At 68.2% G+C, this 15716-nt stretch carries 12 protein-coding genes and 4 pseudogenes; 4 read left to right on the top strand and 12 right to left on the bottom strand.

The window, feature by feature from the left end:
* Nucleotides 1-154: 154 nt before the first annotated feature.
* The 5 genes from ACF062_RS37255 to ACF062_RS37235 all read right to left on the bottom strand — a co-directional run bounded on the left by ACF062_RS37255 (nucleotide 155) and on the right by ACF062_RS37235 (nucleotide 4657).
* Nucleotides 155-349: an LxmA leader domain family RiPP gene (locus ACF062_RS37255; protein ID WP_392144374.1), complete on the bottom strand. Its 195-nt coding sequence runs from the start codon at nucleotides 347-349 to the stop codon at nucleotides 155-157.
* Nucleotides 350-645: 296 nt separating this feature from the next.
* Complete coding sequence (locus ACF062_RS37250) at nucleotides 646-837, bottom strand: LxmA leader domain family RiPP (protein WP_392144372.1); 192 nt, start codon at nucleotides 835-837, stop codon at nucleotides 646-648.
* Nucleotides 838-911: 74 nt separating this feature from the next.
* Nucleotides 912-1919: a T3SS effector HopA1 family protein gene (locus ACF062_RS37245; protein WP_392144370.1), complete on the bottom strand. Its 1008-nt coding sequence runs from the start codon at nucleotides 1917-1919 to the stop codon at nucleotides 912-914.
* Nucleotides 1916-3082, bottom strand: a complete 1167-nt coding sequence (lxmK, locus tag ACF062_RS37240; protein WP_392144368.1) for a class V lanthionine synthetase subunit LxmK — start codon at nucleotides 3080-3082, stop codon at nucleotides 1916-1918. Before lxmK ends, ACF062_RS37245 begins: the two co-directional genes overlap by 4 nt.
* Before the next feature lie 751 nt (nucleotides 3083-3833).
* Nucleotides 3834-4657 (bottom strand): IS5 family transposase gene (locus tag ACF062_RS37235; RefSeq protein WP_392144366.1). Its coding sequence is split into 2 segments (ribosomal slippage): nucleotides 3834-4651 and nucleotides 4651-4657, totalling 825 coding nucleotides; the frame shifts between segments, so codons are not numbered across the junction.
* Between the two features lie 305 nt (nucleotides 4658-4962).
* Between ACF062_RS37235 and ACF062_RS37230 the strand changes: the two genes are divergently transcribed.
* Complete coding sequence (locus ACF062_RS37230) at nucleotides 4963-5238, top strand: hypothetical protein (protein ID WP_392144364.1); 276 nt, start codon at nucleotides 4963-4965, stop codon at nucleotides 5236-5238.
* On the opposite strand, the gene ACF062_RS37225 is transcribed toward ACF062_RS37230, so the two are convergent.
* The 5 genes and pseudogenes from ACF062_RS37225 to ACF062_RS37205 all read right to left on the bottom strand — a co-directional run.
* Entirely contained in the window at nucleotides 5202-6137 is a 936-nt protein-coding gene (locus ACF062_RS37225) for a zeta toxin family protein (protein WP_392144362.1), read from the bottom strand. The genes ACF062_RS37230 and ACF062_RS37225 overlap by 37 nt on opposite strands.
* Before the next feature lie 160 nt (nucleotides 6138-6297).
* A pseudogene (locus tag ACF062_RS37220) lies at nucleotides 6298-6537 on the bottom strand (zeta toxin family protein); the annotation flags it as partial.
* Nucleotides 6538-7189: 652 nt separating this feature from the next.
* Entirely contained in the window at nucleotides 7190-8335 is a 1146-nt protein-coding gene (locus ACF062_RS37215; RefSeq protein ID WP_392144360.1) for an MFS transporter, read from the bottom strand.
* An 80-nt stretch (nucleotides 8336-8415) separates the two neighbouring features.
* Complete coding sequence (locus ACF062_RS37210; RefSeq protein ID WP_392144358.1) at nucleotides 8416-9366, bottom strand: MerR family transcriptional regulator; 951 nt, start codon at nucleotides 9364-9366, stop codon at nucleotides 8416-8418.
* A 51-nt stretch (nucleotides 9367-9417) separates the two neighbouring features.
* Nucleotides 9418-9852: pseudogene (locus tag ACF062_RS37205) on the bottom strand (ATP-binding protein); the annotation flags it as partial.
* A 570-nt stretch (nucleotides 9853-10422) separates the two neighbouring features.
* Here ACF062_RS37205 and tap point away from each other — a divergent pair.
* The 3 genes and pseudogenes from tap to ACF062_RS37190 all read left to right on the top strand — a co-directional run bounded on the left by tap (nucleotide 10423) and on the right by ACF062_RS37190 (nucleotide 13849).
* Complete coding sequence (tap, locus tag ACF062_RS37200) at nucleotides 10423-12555, top strand: telomere-associated protein Tap (protein WP_392144356.1); 2133 nt, start codon at nucleotides 10423-10425, stop codon at nucleotides 12553-12555.
* A 3-nt stretch (nucleotides 12556-12558) separates the two neighbouring features.
* Nucleotides 12559-13116: pseudogene (gene tpg, locus ACF062_RS37195) on the top strand (telomere-protecting terminal protein Tpg).
* A 277-nt stretch (nucleotides 13117-13393) separates the two neighbouring features.
* Entirely contained in the window at nucleotides 13394-13849 is a 456-nt protein-coding gene (locus ACF062_RS37190; RefSeq protein ID WP_392144627.1) for an NUDIX domain-containing protein, read from the top strand.
* Between the two features lie 21 nt (nucleotides 13850-13870).
* On the opposite strand, the gene ACF062_RS37185 is transcribed toward ACF062_RS37190, so the two are convergent.
* Complete coding sequence (locus ACF062_RS37185; protein WP_392144354.1) at nucleotides 13871-14917, bottom strand: hypothetical protein; 1047 nt, start codon at nucleotides 14915-14917, stop codon at nucleotides 13871-13873.
* A 367-nt stretch (nucleotides 14918-15284) separates the two neighbouring features.
* Nucleotides 15285-15710: pseudogene (locus ACF062_RS37180) on the bottom strand (TniQ family protein); the annotation flags it as partial.
* Nucleotides 15711-15716 lie beyond the last annotated feature (6 nt).

Below are 15716 nucleotides of genomic sequence, written 5' to 3'. Positions count from 1 at the left end.
CGGTGGCCGTCACATTCAGCTCGCGAGCGTCACTGGACGGTTCACAACCGTCCGTCAGCTCCGTGTTCGCGGTGATCTTGCTGACCGATCCTCCCCCTGCCGGCTCTCTCCTTGCGGGGAACTCCCAGCAGGCGCCGGCAGATGCAGGGAGGAATCAGCAGCCCGCCCTAAAGGTCGCCTGGCTGACCGTCCTTACCGAGGCGGCGCAGGCGAGGGAGCTCGCGGCGCTGACCGCGCATACGGGGCTGGTCGCAGGAGCGTCCGCAGCCGCCGTGATGTTCAGCTCGTCGACGTCCGCGTAGACGTCATAGTTCGAAACGAGCTCCATGATCGCCATGGACTTGTCCATCGTATTTCCTCTTCCTTTTTTGGTCGGCGTTTGCGCCTACGCTCAAACGCGATCGGTGTGAAAGAAACAGGGATTCCTGGGTCCAGCAGCGACCGTCGATCTGCATGGCGGCGGTTGGCCACCGATTGGACTGGCCGAGGTAGCGGCCACCTTGATGGTGTCCCTCATTCGGCTCGCTAGCGCCGCCGTAGCCTCCGACGGGGCGTAACCATCCTTGATAGCGGTGGTCGCCTCCGTGAATCCCACTTCTTTCGGATACTGCCGGCGATCGCCGACAGGTCTGTTGGGGCCCCGGGTCAGCAGCCACCCTTGACGGTGGCGGTGCTGACCGCGGTTACCGAGGCCGCGCAAGCGGCGGAACTGGCGGCGCTTACGCAGATAGGGCTGGTTGCAGGAGCGTCCGCAGCCGCCGTGATGTTCAGCTCGTCGACGTCCGCGTAGACGTCGTAGTTCGAAACGAGCTCCATGATCGTAAGAGACTTGTCCATGAGATTCTCCTTGGGGCGATATCTGGGGACGTTATCCTTCGAACCCGTTGGGTGCTTCAGGCAGGCACGGGTTCTTATTTGGGCGCGCCATTGAGGGGCACCGGGGAATCAAAGAGAATGCTGTTCTTCGCTGGATTCGCAGGGTCGATTCCCGCCTCGGCGAACCGTGCAGCGACTGCCTGCTCCCTGGGCGTTCCATTCGCCGCGCTGTCGAGCAGGGCATGGGCCAGAGCGGTGGCGCGGTGCTGTCCGAAGCTCAGGCTGGCCATGCCGGGGCGGTCGTCCTTGGGTTCCCAGGCGAGGGCGATACCGGGAGCCAGCCGTTCGGCGAAGACGGAGGTCTCCCGCCCAAGGCCCGGAACCCCGCTCAGCGCATCTGCCAGCTCGGATACCCGCTGCCGCGACTCTTGGCCCAGGTAGACCACTAGGGCATCCCGCCGAGGATATAGCGCCTTGGACGAGAGGATCTTCGAGCGGTAGGCGATCTTGTGCGTCTCGAGATAGCCGAGGGCTCTGGCCCACACAGGAGCAGCATCCTCCCAGCGCGTGACGTGGACGTAGACGCGCAGGAGCTCACCACGCAGGTCGACTGGCAACGAGCCGTCGACGACGAAGAAGCCGGGTGAGAGGGCGGGCCGACGCGCGGGGACGTCCAGTGTTACCGCCTGGCCCACAGTGAGCGGACGGCTCTCCCGAACGCATTCCTCGGGTACCCACACCCGTACCCCGTCCCGCTCGACCAAGATTTGTTCCGCCGTACCGTGACTCTCGGCTGGTAGTGGCTGCACCCGCGCGCGGCTGGTGCTCCACTCGTGAAGGATCGCGGTGCCGAGGAGGTCTTCGAACGCCTCGTCGCGCAGACGGAAGGACAGCTGTCCCTCTTTCACATCCTGTCCTGCGTGCAGGACGTCGTACAGAGCTCCGGCCAGTAGCCGACGCAGCTCTCGTGGACTGTCCGCCTTGACCTCGCGGTCGTCGACCTTCGCCCAGGAACGGTCGGGGGCGATGGTCACCCGGGCGAGTGCGTCCCGCAGCCGCGGTGACAAAGCCCGGAGCCCGGTGTGCGTCGTGACCTCACTCATGCGGCTGCCTCGCGTTCGCCCAGGCTCGTGCCCACGGCTTCGTTGCGCTGGCCAGGGCTTTCACCCGCAGCCTCCGGAAGTTCCTCGAAGCCGAGCGTGGTCACGAACTGTTCCGGACTGATCAGCGCCGCTCGTCCGATACCTGCGGCTGCCCGCTCGATACCGGAGAGCCGCGTCGCCCTGGATGCGCCGGCCAGCAGCCGGTCCAGCAAGTGCCAGCCCGCGTAAGCAGTGGCGCGGGTGGCGAGCGTGACGTCCATGCGGGGTCGGACCTGCCGGTAGCCGTGCCAGAAACGGCGCACGAGGGGCAAGAGGCGCTGCATCTTCTCCACCCCGCGACTGAGTACCGTCTCGTGCGTCAGTTCGATATCCGTGAATGTCGAGTCGCCGCGGGTAGTGGCGATGTCGAGGATCGAGCGGTGCAGCCATTCTCCGGCGAATGCGCCGACGTCTCGGGCCGGGTCAGCCAGCCGGAACTCCTCCCAGTCCGTCACCAGGAAGTTGTCATCTGCCACCAGGAACTGGTCGACACGCAGATCGCAGTGGGACGGCACCCGAGGTGCCCCCTGTTCCCGCTCCCGCAGTTCCTCGATGGCTTTGCCCAGCGCCGCGTCGGTCTGCATCAACCGCCATGCCTGCAGTTCGGCGAAGCTCATCGACTCGAACACCGACATGGGGAGCCCTTGCAGCAAGCCCAGCGAAGGATGCGGTGGCGGCGATTGATCGAACTCCGCGAGGCCAGTGACCGGGGCCTCGTGCAGCATGCCGATGGCCCTGCCGATGTTCTCGGCCAGTTCGGGGCCGAATGCCTCATCAACCATCAGCTCCGCCCCGCTGCGCGCGTTGTCGACGTAGTCGTACGCCACCAGGGCTGACGCCTCGTCGGCGCCGAGGAACGCCGGGCCGCGCAGCGCTGCGGTCGGCAGTCCTTCGGCGAAACACTCGAAGGACAGCAGCCGGTGCATCCGCACCCTGACATCCGCCTCAGGGCCGATGAGATGCTTGACGAAGACCTTTCGCCCACTAGTGGTGGCGCCCGCCCAGGAGTCGTTTCGTCCGACCGGTGCCGTCAGGGAGTCCTGAACAAAAGGCCCGGTCCCCAATTCGATGAGGAGCGCGTCTACCGACGGGACTTCTTTCAGATCTCGCGGCTTGAACGCCACCGCAGTGCTTTTCCCCACAAGCCCTCACAGATTTCAAGTGTCCTAATTGGTCAGGGAGCTGAATGACCGTTACTTCCCGTTGCCTGGGCGGAGGGTGCTTGGAGCGGCGGTCTCCTGAGTTCCGGTGGACGAATTCTCACGACACCGAAAGAATGATCGATGAAGTCGCGCGAAAGTTAATTGCACCTTTCGCGTTTCTTGCTCAAAGGAGATTCTGTCCATTGCTCTGTTCGCGGCCCCTGAGTTTCTCTGCTCAAGATCTTGCCAGCCTCTGCACGCTTACTCCACAGAAACGGATGACATGTTGTTGCAGGCGGCATTCATCTTGATGCCGTCGAAAGGCGGGTGGGCCTGAAGAGTGGTTGAACAATCCAGCGTCTCCGTCGCCGCATCGGGCATGGCGTCGTGCGCCCCGGAAGCACGTTCGTGGTGTTATCAGGTTCCGGCTCTGGTCGATGCCTACCTGCGCAGTCGATCGTCAAGACTCGACGGTCAGGCTCATCACGTGCATCAGACCGGCTCCCTTGGCCGACGTGAGCAGCGGGTTCCCGGCGTGCAGCCGGGGGCTCGCTGCTGGTGTTGGGCTGGGTGTCTACCGCGACCGGTGCGGACGAGGCATCGGCGGTGCGCCGGCGGCAGTGGTGTCCGTGGCGCCCAGCGGGGTGGCTCGGTGCGCGGACGGCGTGTGCCGCTGGCTGGTGCGGCGCGCGCCCGGAGCTGGGAGCGTGTGTGCCCGAGGGCTTTACAGCGGCTAACACAATGAGTTGATCTGTCGGTGGGTGATGAGGCAGCAGGCGAGTTTGAGGAGGGCTTCGTGGATGTCGGCCCGGCGTTCCCAGCGGATGCGGAGGCGTTTGAAGCCGTGGAGCCAGGCGAAGATGCGTTCGACGACCCAGCGGTAGGTTCCCAGTCCGGTGCCGTGGAGGGTGCCGCGGCGGGCGATGGCCGGGACGATGCGGTGCTGGCGGACCTGGTCGCGGTAGATGTCGTGGTCGTACCCGCGGTCGGCGAAGAGTGAGTCCGGCTTGCGTCGCGGATGCCCCGCCCGGGCTCTGACGGGTTGGATGGCGTCGATCAGTGGCATGAGCTGGGTGACGTCGTTGCGGTTGCCGCCGGTGAGGATCACGGCGAGCGGTGTGCCGTGTCCATCGGTGATCAGGTGGTGTTTCGATCCGGTTCGGCCACGGTCGACCGGACTCGGTCCCGTGTAGCTCCCCCTTTTTATGGCCCGCACGTGGCTGGAGTCGACCACGGCACGTGACCAGTCGAGGCGGGCCGCCGCGTTGAGCTCGGCCAGCAGCACTTCGTGCAGCTGCTGCCAGACGCCGGCTTCGTTCCAGTCCCGCAACCTCCGCCAGCACGTCATGCCCGAGCCGAAGCTCAACTCCTTGGGCAGGTACTCCCACTGGATGCCGGTGTGCAGAACGAAGAGGATGCCGCACAGCACCTGCCGGTCCGGCAGCGGCCTCCGTCCAGGGTGCCGAAACCGTCGTTCCTTGCGCGGCAGCAGCGGCTCAATCCGCTCCCACAGGTCATCCGACACGACCCACGGCGAAGTCCCCATGCCCGGGCCACGCCCAGCTCCTGACGCGGACACGGCCAACAGGAGCGAACCACCTCATTGTGTTATCAGACCCCGGTCGTTCGTGTTGAACAGTGCCCGCAGATCCCGGCCTGCCACGTACCACCCCCGAAACGATGATCACTTGGGCCCAACCTATGCCCGCGCCCCAGTGCTTGGAGAAGCATCCCTTGCGTGCAGGCGGGGTGCGAAGGAGTTCGGCGCCTTCTCTGATGGTGTGTCGCATCGCTGGGCCGGTGGTCGCGGCCAGGGCGACAATGACTGTTTCGAATCAAGATCAACACGAAGGTGGTGGGCCGTGTCCGACACTCCCAGCTCTGACTTCTCCGGTCTGGAAGGCGGCGTGGAGGCGCAGGCCGCGGATGCCGTGCGGGCGGTGGTGAGCTGGTACAACGACCAGCTCCTCGCCGAGCAGCGTTATCCGGTGCCCGATGAGGAGCCGGTTGAAGAACTGCGGGCCGGCCGTCAGGCCGCGCTCGCCGACCAGCAGCAGCTTGCGACCGCCGACCCGGAGGAAGCGGCCCGGATCAAGGAGGTCTACGCGGCCCGGCTGAAGGAATTCGACACCTCGTAGGCCGCTCCTTGGAGCGTGACGGGCAAAGACCACAGAGAGGGGTGCGGCCGGTTGATTCGGGCCGACTGCATCCCGGGCGGCATCAGCGGGCGGGCGAGTGCGAGCATCTCCTCCAGTTCGTCGCGGTGCCGGCGGAGCGCTCGCCACAGACCGTGGTGGAGGCGGAAGAACGCGGCGGCCTCCTGCTCGGTGTACGGGCGTGCCCGTTCTGCCGCCAGGGCCCACGACGCGCTCCCGGCGCCGCCGGCCTCGTGACGCAGCAGGGCCCGGCCGTCCCGCCGGACCACCGTGATCGCGGCGATCGCCGGATGGCGCTCGGCGGCGGCGACGACCCCGGTGAGCGCGTGGAAATAGGTCTGATGCCCCGACCTCGTGGCGAACCTGGGGGTGAGACTGATCTGCAGGGACCGGGCGTAGCGCAGCGCGGTAGCCTGACGGCTGTCGGCCTCACGGACGGCCAGGACCACGAGCTCGAACGGGTAGCCGCTGGCCGCATACGGCAGTGCGCTGTCGAACAGCTTCTCGACGCTACCGGGCGCGCCCTCAATCAAAACGTCACCACGCCGCTCCCGCACATACTGCTCGGCCTGGGTGAACCAGGCCCCGTAGTCCGCCCGGATCACCGCTCCGGCACCGCGGGGGTCCTCGCGCAGCAGCCGCAGGTAATCCGCGTGCTGGGCCTTGAAGTCGTCGCCGATCAGGTGCGTCGTCCCCGGCCGCATCGCGCGCCGCACCATCCTCGCGGCCAGGAGCTTGCCCGCCCCGGGCTGCCCCAGCACGTAGACGGCGTGCGGATCGGGCCGAGGGATGATGCCGCTCAGGTAGGACGGGGCGATCAGCTCCTCGAAGACCCACCGGTGCTCGGCGGTGGAGAGCCGGTGGTAGTCGACGCCCCTCACAATGGAACGCGGCTGTCTCCCCGGCCGTCCACGGGCGCGAGCGCCCGCGGGCGACGGCCTTGTCAGCGGCAGGCCAGCGCCGCCACAGACCGTCGACGAGCTCGTTGCCGTACAGCACCGTGCTCTCGCGGGTCACCACGGTGATGCGGTCGGCGAGCTGTTCGGCCTCGATGACCGCGAGCGTTGCGAGCATCGCGTCTGCGCACGCGTCGTGGTTGGCCCATGACACGTACCGGCCGCCCGCACCGGTGGTGGCCTGGGTGAGGAAGCGGTCGAGGATGCCGAGCTGGCTCAAGGCCTTAGCGGTCGCGAGTGCGACCACCTCGATCCGGTGCCGGGAGCGGCGGTGGGCCGCCGACGACGTACGGAAGTCATCAGCATCGGCGAGGGCGGACTCCACGACCGCATCCAGGCTGTGGTCGCGGACGTACTCTTCGACGGCGCTCGATCAGAGGCCCGTACACGTACAGCGTGTGCGGGCCCTGTGCCACCGGCCACCTCCGGCACCTGGGCGCAGACAAGGCCCCGAGGGTTTGTTGGTGGAAGTCACCGCCGACGACCACGAAAGAGCCTCAGCCCGGATGTTCTTCAAGGATGCGGTCGCTGTCTGCTGGGAGAAGGCGATCCTCGCCAGCTGCTGCGGCGGACGCTACCCGCGTCCTGGCCCTGACTCGCTCGTGCGGCCTCGTGGAGAGTGCGACCGCTCCAGCCGGTCCTCGGCCGAGTGCTGGGAGGAGCCCGCTAAGCGGAAGAGGACCGAAGTCCGTCCCCAGCCATGGAATCTCCAACGTCGTCGCTACGAGGGCAAGCCGAGTCGGGCTCTGGAATGCATCTGGCGCGGTAAGAGACCCGGGCGTAGCCGATGCGGATCTCGCTCGGCCGCGCGGGGAAGGCGGCCAGGAGGTCGTCGTCGGCGTCGAACACGTCGGTCAGGCTCGTCGTCACGTACGGCAGTGTGCCGTCAACTAACCATCGTTTTATGAGGAACGGCCGGACACCCCCCGAAGGGGGCCCCAGAGCTGTGGCCTTCAGGGCTTCACGGCGCCGAATCTTCAGCGGTATCTGGCACAAGTGGCCCCAGCGAGGGCAGCCGTCACGATCAGCACGGGGACGAGCACGAGCGCCGTCGGGCTTCCTTTCGCATCGGCGAGGTGGGCGAACACGGCTGCCCCTGCTGCACCGCCGACCATGTCCGTGGTACTGAGCCAGGACATGGTCTCGGTGACCTGCCCAGCCGGGGCCAGATCGCCTCCCGTGGTGCGCAGGACGGCAAAGAGAGACCCGATGACGAGGCCGGCGACCGGGCACACCACAAGGACCGCCATCGGGGAGAGCCGTGCGGCTACAGCCAGAGCGGCACATCCGAGGGCGAAGAGGCCGAGCAGGACGGGAAGTGCGAGCCCGCGAGGCAGCCGCTTCGTGGCCGTGCCCAGAGCAAGGCTCCCCACAACGCTGCCGACTGCAAGGCTGCCCAGATACAAGCCGGTCAGTTCGGCCGCGTGCTCCTGGCGCGCGTAGACCGGAAGCACTACGTCCACGGCTGTCACCGCCATGACGAAGAGCGCATCTGCGGCCAACAGCCGTCGCAGCGGCGACGACGCCAAGGGCCCCAGCCAGTGCCCAGCTGCGGTCGAAGGTGCGGGGGGAGCAGAGGAATTGACCACCACGAGTGTGACGGTGGTGACCGTCATCGCCACGATGGCCGCATACGGCAGGAGAGGCGAGAGCGACAGGCTGAGCCAGCTGGCGAGCACTGGACCGACGATCAGCGCGGCACCCATCATGGAAGCATCGAGCGCCATGGCCGTGTTCAGGGTTGTACGGGTGGTGACGCTGTGCCAGACGGACCGCATCATGACGGCGACGGGTGGAGTAGTCGCGCCGATGGTTGCAGCCAGTGAGCAGATCAGCGTGGCGTTACCGCCGCTCCGCACTGTCAGGATCACGGCGGTGATGGCGGTGAGATGGGTGGCAAGGCAGCTGAGCAGGACCGGGCGGACCGGATATCGGTCGATGAGCCGTCCGCGTAACGGCGCGGTCAGCCCCTGGCCGAGGGTGGAGCAACTCACCGCCAGCCCGGCGGTCCCGTACGAGTAGGTGCTGCTGACCAGGAGCAGCAGACTCAGGCTGGTCATGCTCGCGGCCAGTTTCGACGTTATGCCGATGGTGGCCAGCCGCCAGAAGCCGGGCACGCGCATCAAGGTCCGGTAGTCGGTAAAGAACCGATACGGGGCCGGGCGGCCTGATCTGGTGGCGTCGGGCGTGCTGTGTGCTCGGCTCACCGCTGCGGTATTCGGGTACGGAGTGCGGCGGCGGCCCAGGTGAGCGCGGGCGCCAGGCTCCCAGGGGCTGGCCAGCCGTTGATGACGGCCAGCAAAGACAGGTACTGGTCCCGACGCGGGTCGTTCATCTGCTCCAGCCGGGCAGCAAGGCGCAAGTAGAGGGCATGAGGATCGTGTGGGGACGAGCTGCCAAGGATGCGTGCATAGTGGGCCGCGAGTGCGGTGACGATCGGCTCCGCTTCGGCCGAGTCCGGTTCGACGCCGTCCTCCACTGCCGGTGCCACCTGGGCCCGGACAGCTTCGGCGAGGATCCGGGGCAGGCCCGTGGCGTCGTCCGGGGCCCGATCGGCTGCCAGATCCTGGGCCATGCCGTGCAACGTGGCGCGGAAATCGCGGTCCTGGAACAGCTCTGCCAGCTCCACCCACGCCTCGATCTGCTCGGGTTCGGGCTCCTCGGGCAACTCGGGGGTCAACGAGCGGGTGACCGCCGCGAACGCGGGGTGATCTTGCAGGCCGTCGAACACGGCACCGAGAAAGTCGTCGACCAGACACTGCCGTTCGGCTTCCGACAGACGCGCCAACTTGTGCATGAGGTCCAGCTCCTGAGGAGTCGAGCCGCGCCGGGCCACCGCCATGAGCACGGCGCGGCGCTGCCGGAGGACGCGGATCTGCACGTCCAGTGCCTCGGCGTGCGTGGCCGCGACGTCCGTCAGCGAGACCTCCCGGTCCATGACCTTGCGGATCGTGGCCAGGTTGATTCCCAACTCACGCAGAGTGCGCACGAGTTCGATGCGCACGATGGCATCGACACCGTACCGGCGGTATCCCGCAGGGGTGCGGTCGGTCGGTGGCACGATCCCCGCGTCTGCGTAGAACCGGATGGCCTTCACCGTCAGACCCGTCCGCCGAGCCAGGTCACCGATCGAATAGAGCGTCTCGCCGTTCATGCCCCTACCCTCACGTCTCCCCCTACGGGAGACTCAAGCCTCACTGCCATCGAGCGTGTAGCGGACGCGGTAGCCCTTCATCGCGGCCTCGGTGCCCAGGGCGATGAGCATGTGGGACTTGCCGGTGCCGGAGTCGCCGATCAGGTAGAGGGGCTGGCTCTTCTTGATCCATTCACAGCTGGCGAGGGTGTGGACGGTGGCCGCGTCGATGTTCGGGTTGGCTTCGAAGTCGAAGGCCAGGGACTTCTCCGGTGGGAAGCCGGCTGCCTTGATCCGTCGTTCCGAACGGCGTCGGGCCCGGTCGTCGCACTCGGTCATCAGCAGTTCGGCGAGGAAGCCGCGGTAGGTCATCTGGTCCTTGACCGCCCGATCGGCGATCTCGTTGAACTCGTTGCGGATCGACGGCAGCCGCAGTAGACGGCAGGCGGTGTCGATCGCGGCGTCGGCGGCCTGCTCGGTCAAGCCTCGCTGGCGGGGCAGGGTCACTGTGCTTCTCCCTCACGGTGGACGCTGCCGCTGGTGCGGCAGCATCGGAGCAGTTGGTCATAGGGGGCACCGACGGCAGCGGCCTGGTGTCCGGCGGAAGGTGAGCGAGGCGCCACTCATGCAGCGACGTGACGGTTGCCGACGCCTGCCCGGAACCCGCCGGGACGGACGCGCCGATGGGCGGCTCGTCCTCCGCCTGGGCGGCCTTGCGGGCCTCCAGGGCGACCGCGTCGGCAGTCAGGGCGACAGCCCGCAGCGCGGTGGCCAGGCCCGCGACCACGTGCTCGTGGGCGAGGTGGCGGTTCAGCAACAGGACCTCGATCAACGCCCGGGTGCCGTCCCGCTCACCGTGAACCTTGCGGGCCTGGGCCCACCAGGCGTCGTGGACCGGGGTGAACCGATCCTCCGGTGGCCGTCGTGCAGGTTCCACTGGTCGACCACCGGTGGCCGCGCGGCCACCCTTACCCTGAGCCGCCGCCGGATGGATCCTCCGAAGAATCCGGAAGGGTTAAAAAATGGGTTAAATAACGGAGTAAACAGTGTTAGGGTGAGGCGCGAGAGGAGCTCCACATGGCATCCGAGGAAGAGCTGTTCGCGAACATCGACGCGCTGCTGGAGGAGGAGCCTCAACTCCCGCCCCCGGCGGAGCGCGCCCGCCTTCGTGAGGCCGCCGGCATCACCCAGGCCCGCCTTGCGCAAGCTCTGAAGTCGTCCGTGCAGACGGTCAAGAACTACGAGAACGGCCGGAGTGAGCCGAAGTCGCCGCGCCTGGAGGCGTACCAGCGGCTGCTGAAGGGGTGGGCGGCGAGGTACCCCGCCCACGGCACTCCCGCCGCCCCGGCCCCCGTGGCCGCGCCGCAGCCCGCCCCCGTGCCAGACACGTTCACCGGCCCGGCCGTCTCGGAGCAGGCGGAGACCGCCGCGCCGGTTCAGGCCCCGGCTGCCCCGGCCGCGCCGGAGCGTCCCGCCCGGTCGGCCGGGCGCCCGGCGACGTCGTCCCGGCGCCCGGCGGCAAGGAAGGCATCCGCACCTGCCGTCGACCCGCGCTTCCCGCACGGCCCGCTCGCTGTCCTGGACGGTGACGGTTCCGCGTACGCGGTGGGCGGCGTCGTGCTGGACTGCCCGGCGACCACCGTGGTGGAGCTGGTGGAGTGGACGCTGCGTGAGTCCCGTCTCGGCGCGCCGAAGCTCAACCGGTACGGCAAGGACAGTGATCCGCTGATCGTGCTCACCGCGGCCGCCGCCGTGAAGCTGGGGTTGCCCGAGCGCCTGGAGGGCCACGAGCAGCGCCGCTCCCTGCGCCTCCCGCAGGACCACCCGGTCGTCAAGCAGGTCGCGAAGGCCAAGTGGCAGCTCACCCAGCTCGGGTTCGGGCCGTGGGCGCGGATCTACCGCAAGGCGCAGGGCCGCGACCGCCAGTGCGTGCAGCTGGCGATGTTGTCCTGGGACGCCCTCGACGAGCGGTCCTGGCCCGGCGTTGCCGAGATGGAGCCAGCCGACATCGCCCGCGTCCTGGGCGTGTACGCGACCCGGGTCATCACCCCGCGCGGCTCCACCGCCGTCTCCGGCCTCGAGCTGATGACCGCGCTGCGCCCGCCGACGAAGGCCGTGCAGGACCCGGCCACCGGGAACTGGGTGTCCGGCTACAACCCGGGCAGCCTCGGCACCGAGCCCATGGACCCGGCGCCGCCGGAGGCCACCCCGGAACACCCCGTCGTCGTCAACAGCGGCTGGACCGGCGGCTTCCTGAACGAGGAGGCGTATCAGTGGGTGCGGGACGTGGACACACTCTCCGATGAGGAGTGCACCCTGCCGTGGGCGGTCGGCCTCGACCTCAACACAGCGTTCCTCGCCGCCGCGGCCCGCCTGGTCGTCGGCCTCAGCGCGCCCGACCACTTCCACGCCCCGGCGTTCAACCCGAAGATCCCCGGGAGCTGGCTGGCAGACGTCTCCCACATCGAGCTGGACCCGCGCCTGCCCAGCCCGTTCACGCCGGACGGCTCCCGCCCGACCGGCCCGGCCTGGTACCAGACGCACACCCTCGCCTACGCCCAGGAGCTCGGCTACGACGTGCACCCGATCGAGGCGTACCTGCGCCGCGAGACCGGTGCGTACCTGGACCCGTGGCACGACCGCCTCAAGAACGCCTACGTCGACACCCTCGCCGACATGGGCGTCACCCGGGACCTGTCCGACGCCGAGTTCCTGGCGGCGATGGAGCACCACAAGGAGAAGGACCCGGCGCTGGCCGCCGTCCTCGCGGCGATCAAGGCCACGGTCAAGGGCGGCGTCGGCAAGCTCCGCGAGCGCCCCCAGGGCAAGCATTACAAGGAGGGCGAGACGTGGCCGGCCCTGTCCCGGCCGACGTGGCGCCCCGACATCCGGGCCGCCGTCATCAGCAAGGCCCGGGTCAACATGCACCGCAAGCTCCGCAACATGGCGGACATGACGGGCCTGTACCCGCTGGCCGTGCTGTCCGACTGCGTCGTCTACCCGAGCCCGGGGACGTCGCCGCTGGACTTCCTCCCCTATGCCGCCTCGGGCAAGCCGCAGCCGGGCGGGTTCCGCCTCGGGCCCACCCCGGGCCTGGCGAAGCTGGAGGGCGTCCAGCAGATGCTGTGGGCGGTCGACCTCATGGAGAAGGGCCTGAACCCGGCCCGCCACATCAAGGGCGGCGACGCCGTCCTGGACGAAGGGGAGTAGACCGTGGGGGAGATCGACGACGCGATCGAGCGGCCCGACCGCGAGGCGTACACCAAGGACCCGCCCAAGACCCTCAAGGGCCAGATCGCCTTCCTGCTCAAGCAGTTCGGCAGTGCCAAGGCCGTCGCGGCGGAGCTCGGGGTCACCGCCGACTCCGTCAACCGCTACCGGCGCGGCGCCCGCAAGCACGCCCGCGCCGACGTCGCCGCGAAGATCGATGACGCCGTACGGCAGCGGTGGCAGCCGCTGGTGCGCAAGCGCCGGTAGAAGCAGGCCGCCACCACCGGCGGCATCACGGTGGAGACCCGGGCCTGGTTCGGCTACACCGCCCCCATCGGCACGACCGACGACGGACGGTTCCGCCGCCTCACCGTGCACCTCCCCCCGCAGTACGCGCAGCGCCTCTTCGACGCCCGCAACGCGGGGGCCAGCGACCAGCAGATGCGCGGAATCATCGCCGAAGGTTTTAAAGAAGTCTATTTCCAGGACGGCGGCGGTCGCGCTATGGGACTGTCGGACGTAGAAATCAACGACATCGATTACCTCGATCTGGACTACTGACCGCCCATCGACCGCGACAAGAGCCACCTGACCGCCTGAGCCGAAGCACGATAGCTGTCACATAGGCAGGCTGGTTGTCACCGACGGTGCTGTGGGCGGTTGAGCCTGAGTGCGACAGGTCGACAACTGTGGTCATCCGTGTCCGGCCTCCCAGTTCCGGTTCTCCTGGGTCGGCCTCGGCGGGCTCGGAGAAGCGGCGTTGTCAGTGGGCTCTGCCAGGGTGTGCGTCGTGGATGAACTGGTGGAGCGTGTCGACGGTCAAGATCGTGTGCTGGGGATGGTGGTCAGCCGCCGGCAGGCCATCCAGGAGGGTTGGCTGCACCGAGTCGCCGTGACGGTGTGTCGTGATGAGCATGGACGGGTCCTCGTCCATCGACGGTCGGAGCAGGTATCGCGCTTCCCCGGGCTCTATGAGGTCGGGGTCGGTGGTGCCGCAAATGTCGGCGAGTCCTATGAACAGGCCGCCGCGAGGGAGCTGGCCGAAGAACTGGGCATTCGTGCGCTGCCGCGCCTGCTGTTCACGTTCATCAACCGCAGCGGCTTGAGCCCTCACTGGCTCGGTGTGCACGAAGCCGTGGTGCCGGACGCCGTGGTCCTCGATCCCGATGAGGTCGCCTGGCATGGTTGGCTGACCGAGCCGGAGCTGCGGTCGGCCCTGCTGGAGTGGCGCTTCACCCCCGACAGCCACGAAGCCTTCAGTCGGTATTTGGCGTTCCGGACCGCGCGGTCCTGACCTTGCCCATCACGCTCAGGTTCAGCGTCTGTCGATCGCCTTGGTCAGGTGCTCGGCGTGGTCTTCGAGCAGGGGCTTGAGGGCGCCGTAGTAGGGCTGGTGGTCTGCTTTGTGGAGCCAGTGGAAGACGTTGTGCCGCTCGCGGGTCCAGACGGTGCGTAGTGCTGGGTCGGGTGCGATGTGTGGTGGGCAGGGGGCGAAGTCGGGCTCGCCTTCGGTGGCGCGGGTCCAGATGTAGGCGCTGACGGCCAGGCGTCTGCGGTCGTCGCTGATGGGTTTTCGGTGGCTTGTGAGGACCGGGAGCTGAGCGAGGATGTGCTGCCAGTTCTCGGGTTCCAGGGTCCAGGTGGCGAGGGCCTCGCGTCTGCGCTGGTAGTCGATGACAGGGCTGGCGAGAAGTTCGGCGGTGATGGCGTCGAGGGCCTGTTCGAAGTCGCGGGCCGTGCCGCTGGTGCGGAGATGGCGGTTCAGCAGCTGTGTGTAGCCGTTCCTCTTGCCCTGGGGGTTGATCCCGAGGAACTGGGCGGCTTCGTCGAGGCTGCCGCCGCGTGCGCGCCGGACGAGGAAGACCGAGGCACTGCGTCGGCGCATCTTGGGGGCGATGGCCGAGAGAAAGTTGAGGTGTTGTTCGGCGAGCGCTTGGGGCAAGAACGCGGGGATGTGTTCGGGGCGCAGGCCGGTGCCGGTGGAGGGGAGGCGGAGTCCGCCTTTGCCGGTGCGTCGGAAGGTGGGAACGATCGTGTCGGCGGCGTGCTGGAAGCGTTCGGAGCATGCGCTGCGGTGCTTCTTGAAGTTCTTGTCCCAGATCAGGTGCCGTGTGGGTGGGATCCCGCTGCGGGTCCGGTTCTCCTCGGGGGCGAGCGGGGAGAGCGCTTCGCGCAGGTCGTCGGCGGCCAAGAGGCGATCGGTGACCTGGAGGAGGCCGGCGCAGGCGAGCGCGTCGACGGGCGCCCCGGTGGAGCGGTAGGGACGAGAGTCGGTTCCTTCGTGGATGGCGAGGTGCTGGGCTACGGCTTCGGCGAGTTGGCGGGTGGTGCCGACCGGCTGGATGCGTGGCCAGCAGATCATGACCAGTCCCGCGAGCAGGATGAGCTCGGTGAAGTACTGCTGTGCCGGCTGTTTCGGACCGCCCGGCCGGAGTAGTCGAAGGATCTTGTGCTGGAGCGCGAGAAGGGCGGGGCCGGGCCGGTGATGGTGCAGTGGGTCGTGCGCGAGCGGTGCGCCGCAGGGGGCGCCGGGCCGGCTGGTCGGGATGTCCTGATCCGTCGAAGACCGGCAGTGGGCAGGGTGGACTCCGGAGGCGGCAGGACGGGGAAACAGCTGGGCTCTGCTGCTGAAGTTGACCGGTTTGTGGCAGTGGGGGCAGAGGGTGTTCCAGGAACACCTCGTGGAGCGGGCAGGCGAAGACGACCGGAAGGCGCCAGAGGATCTGCCAGGGCCCGCCGTGGGCGTTCTGGATGTCGGAGCCGTCTCCGGCGAGGCAGCGAGGGCAGTAGCGGGCGGTCGTGGCGAACAGCCATCCGTCCGTGTGCATGGAGTAGACCTTGCCGACCCGCACGTTGGCGACGCTGCGGGCCGCCGGCGGGTAGCGGGAGGCGAGAGGTTCCAGCGTCATCGCGCGGACCTCGCGGGGGTCCAGGCGGGTGGTGGTGGCGAAGTTCTTGATCTCGGCGGGGGTCAGCCGCGTGGAGAGTGACGCCCGGGCCCGGCCGAGCCGATCCTGTTCGGTCAGGCCGGTCAGCCGGGCGAGCTCGTGGGGCGAGATGTGCAGGCGGTGGGCCAGCCGCAGGACGAAGCCGGTCAGGGACTCGCCCTTGAGAGGGTCGAGGCTGAGTCCGAAGGGGCGCCGCCCGGAACTCATGGCCAT

The organism is Streptomyces sp. NPDC015345, from assembly GCF_043078805.1.
GTDB lineage: Bacteria > Actinomycetota > Actinomycetes > Streptomycetales > Streptomycetaceae > Streptomyces.
The sequence above is the reverse complement of the archived record's forward strand: the minus strand, read 5'-3'. Positions and strand labels throughout refer to the sequence as shown.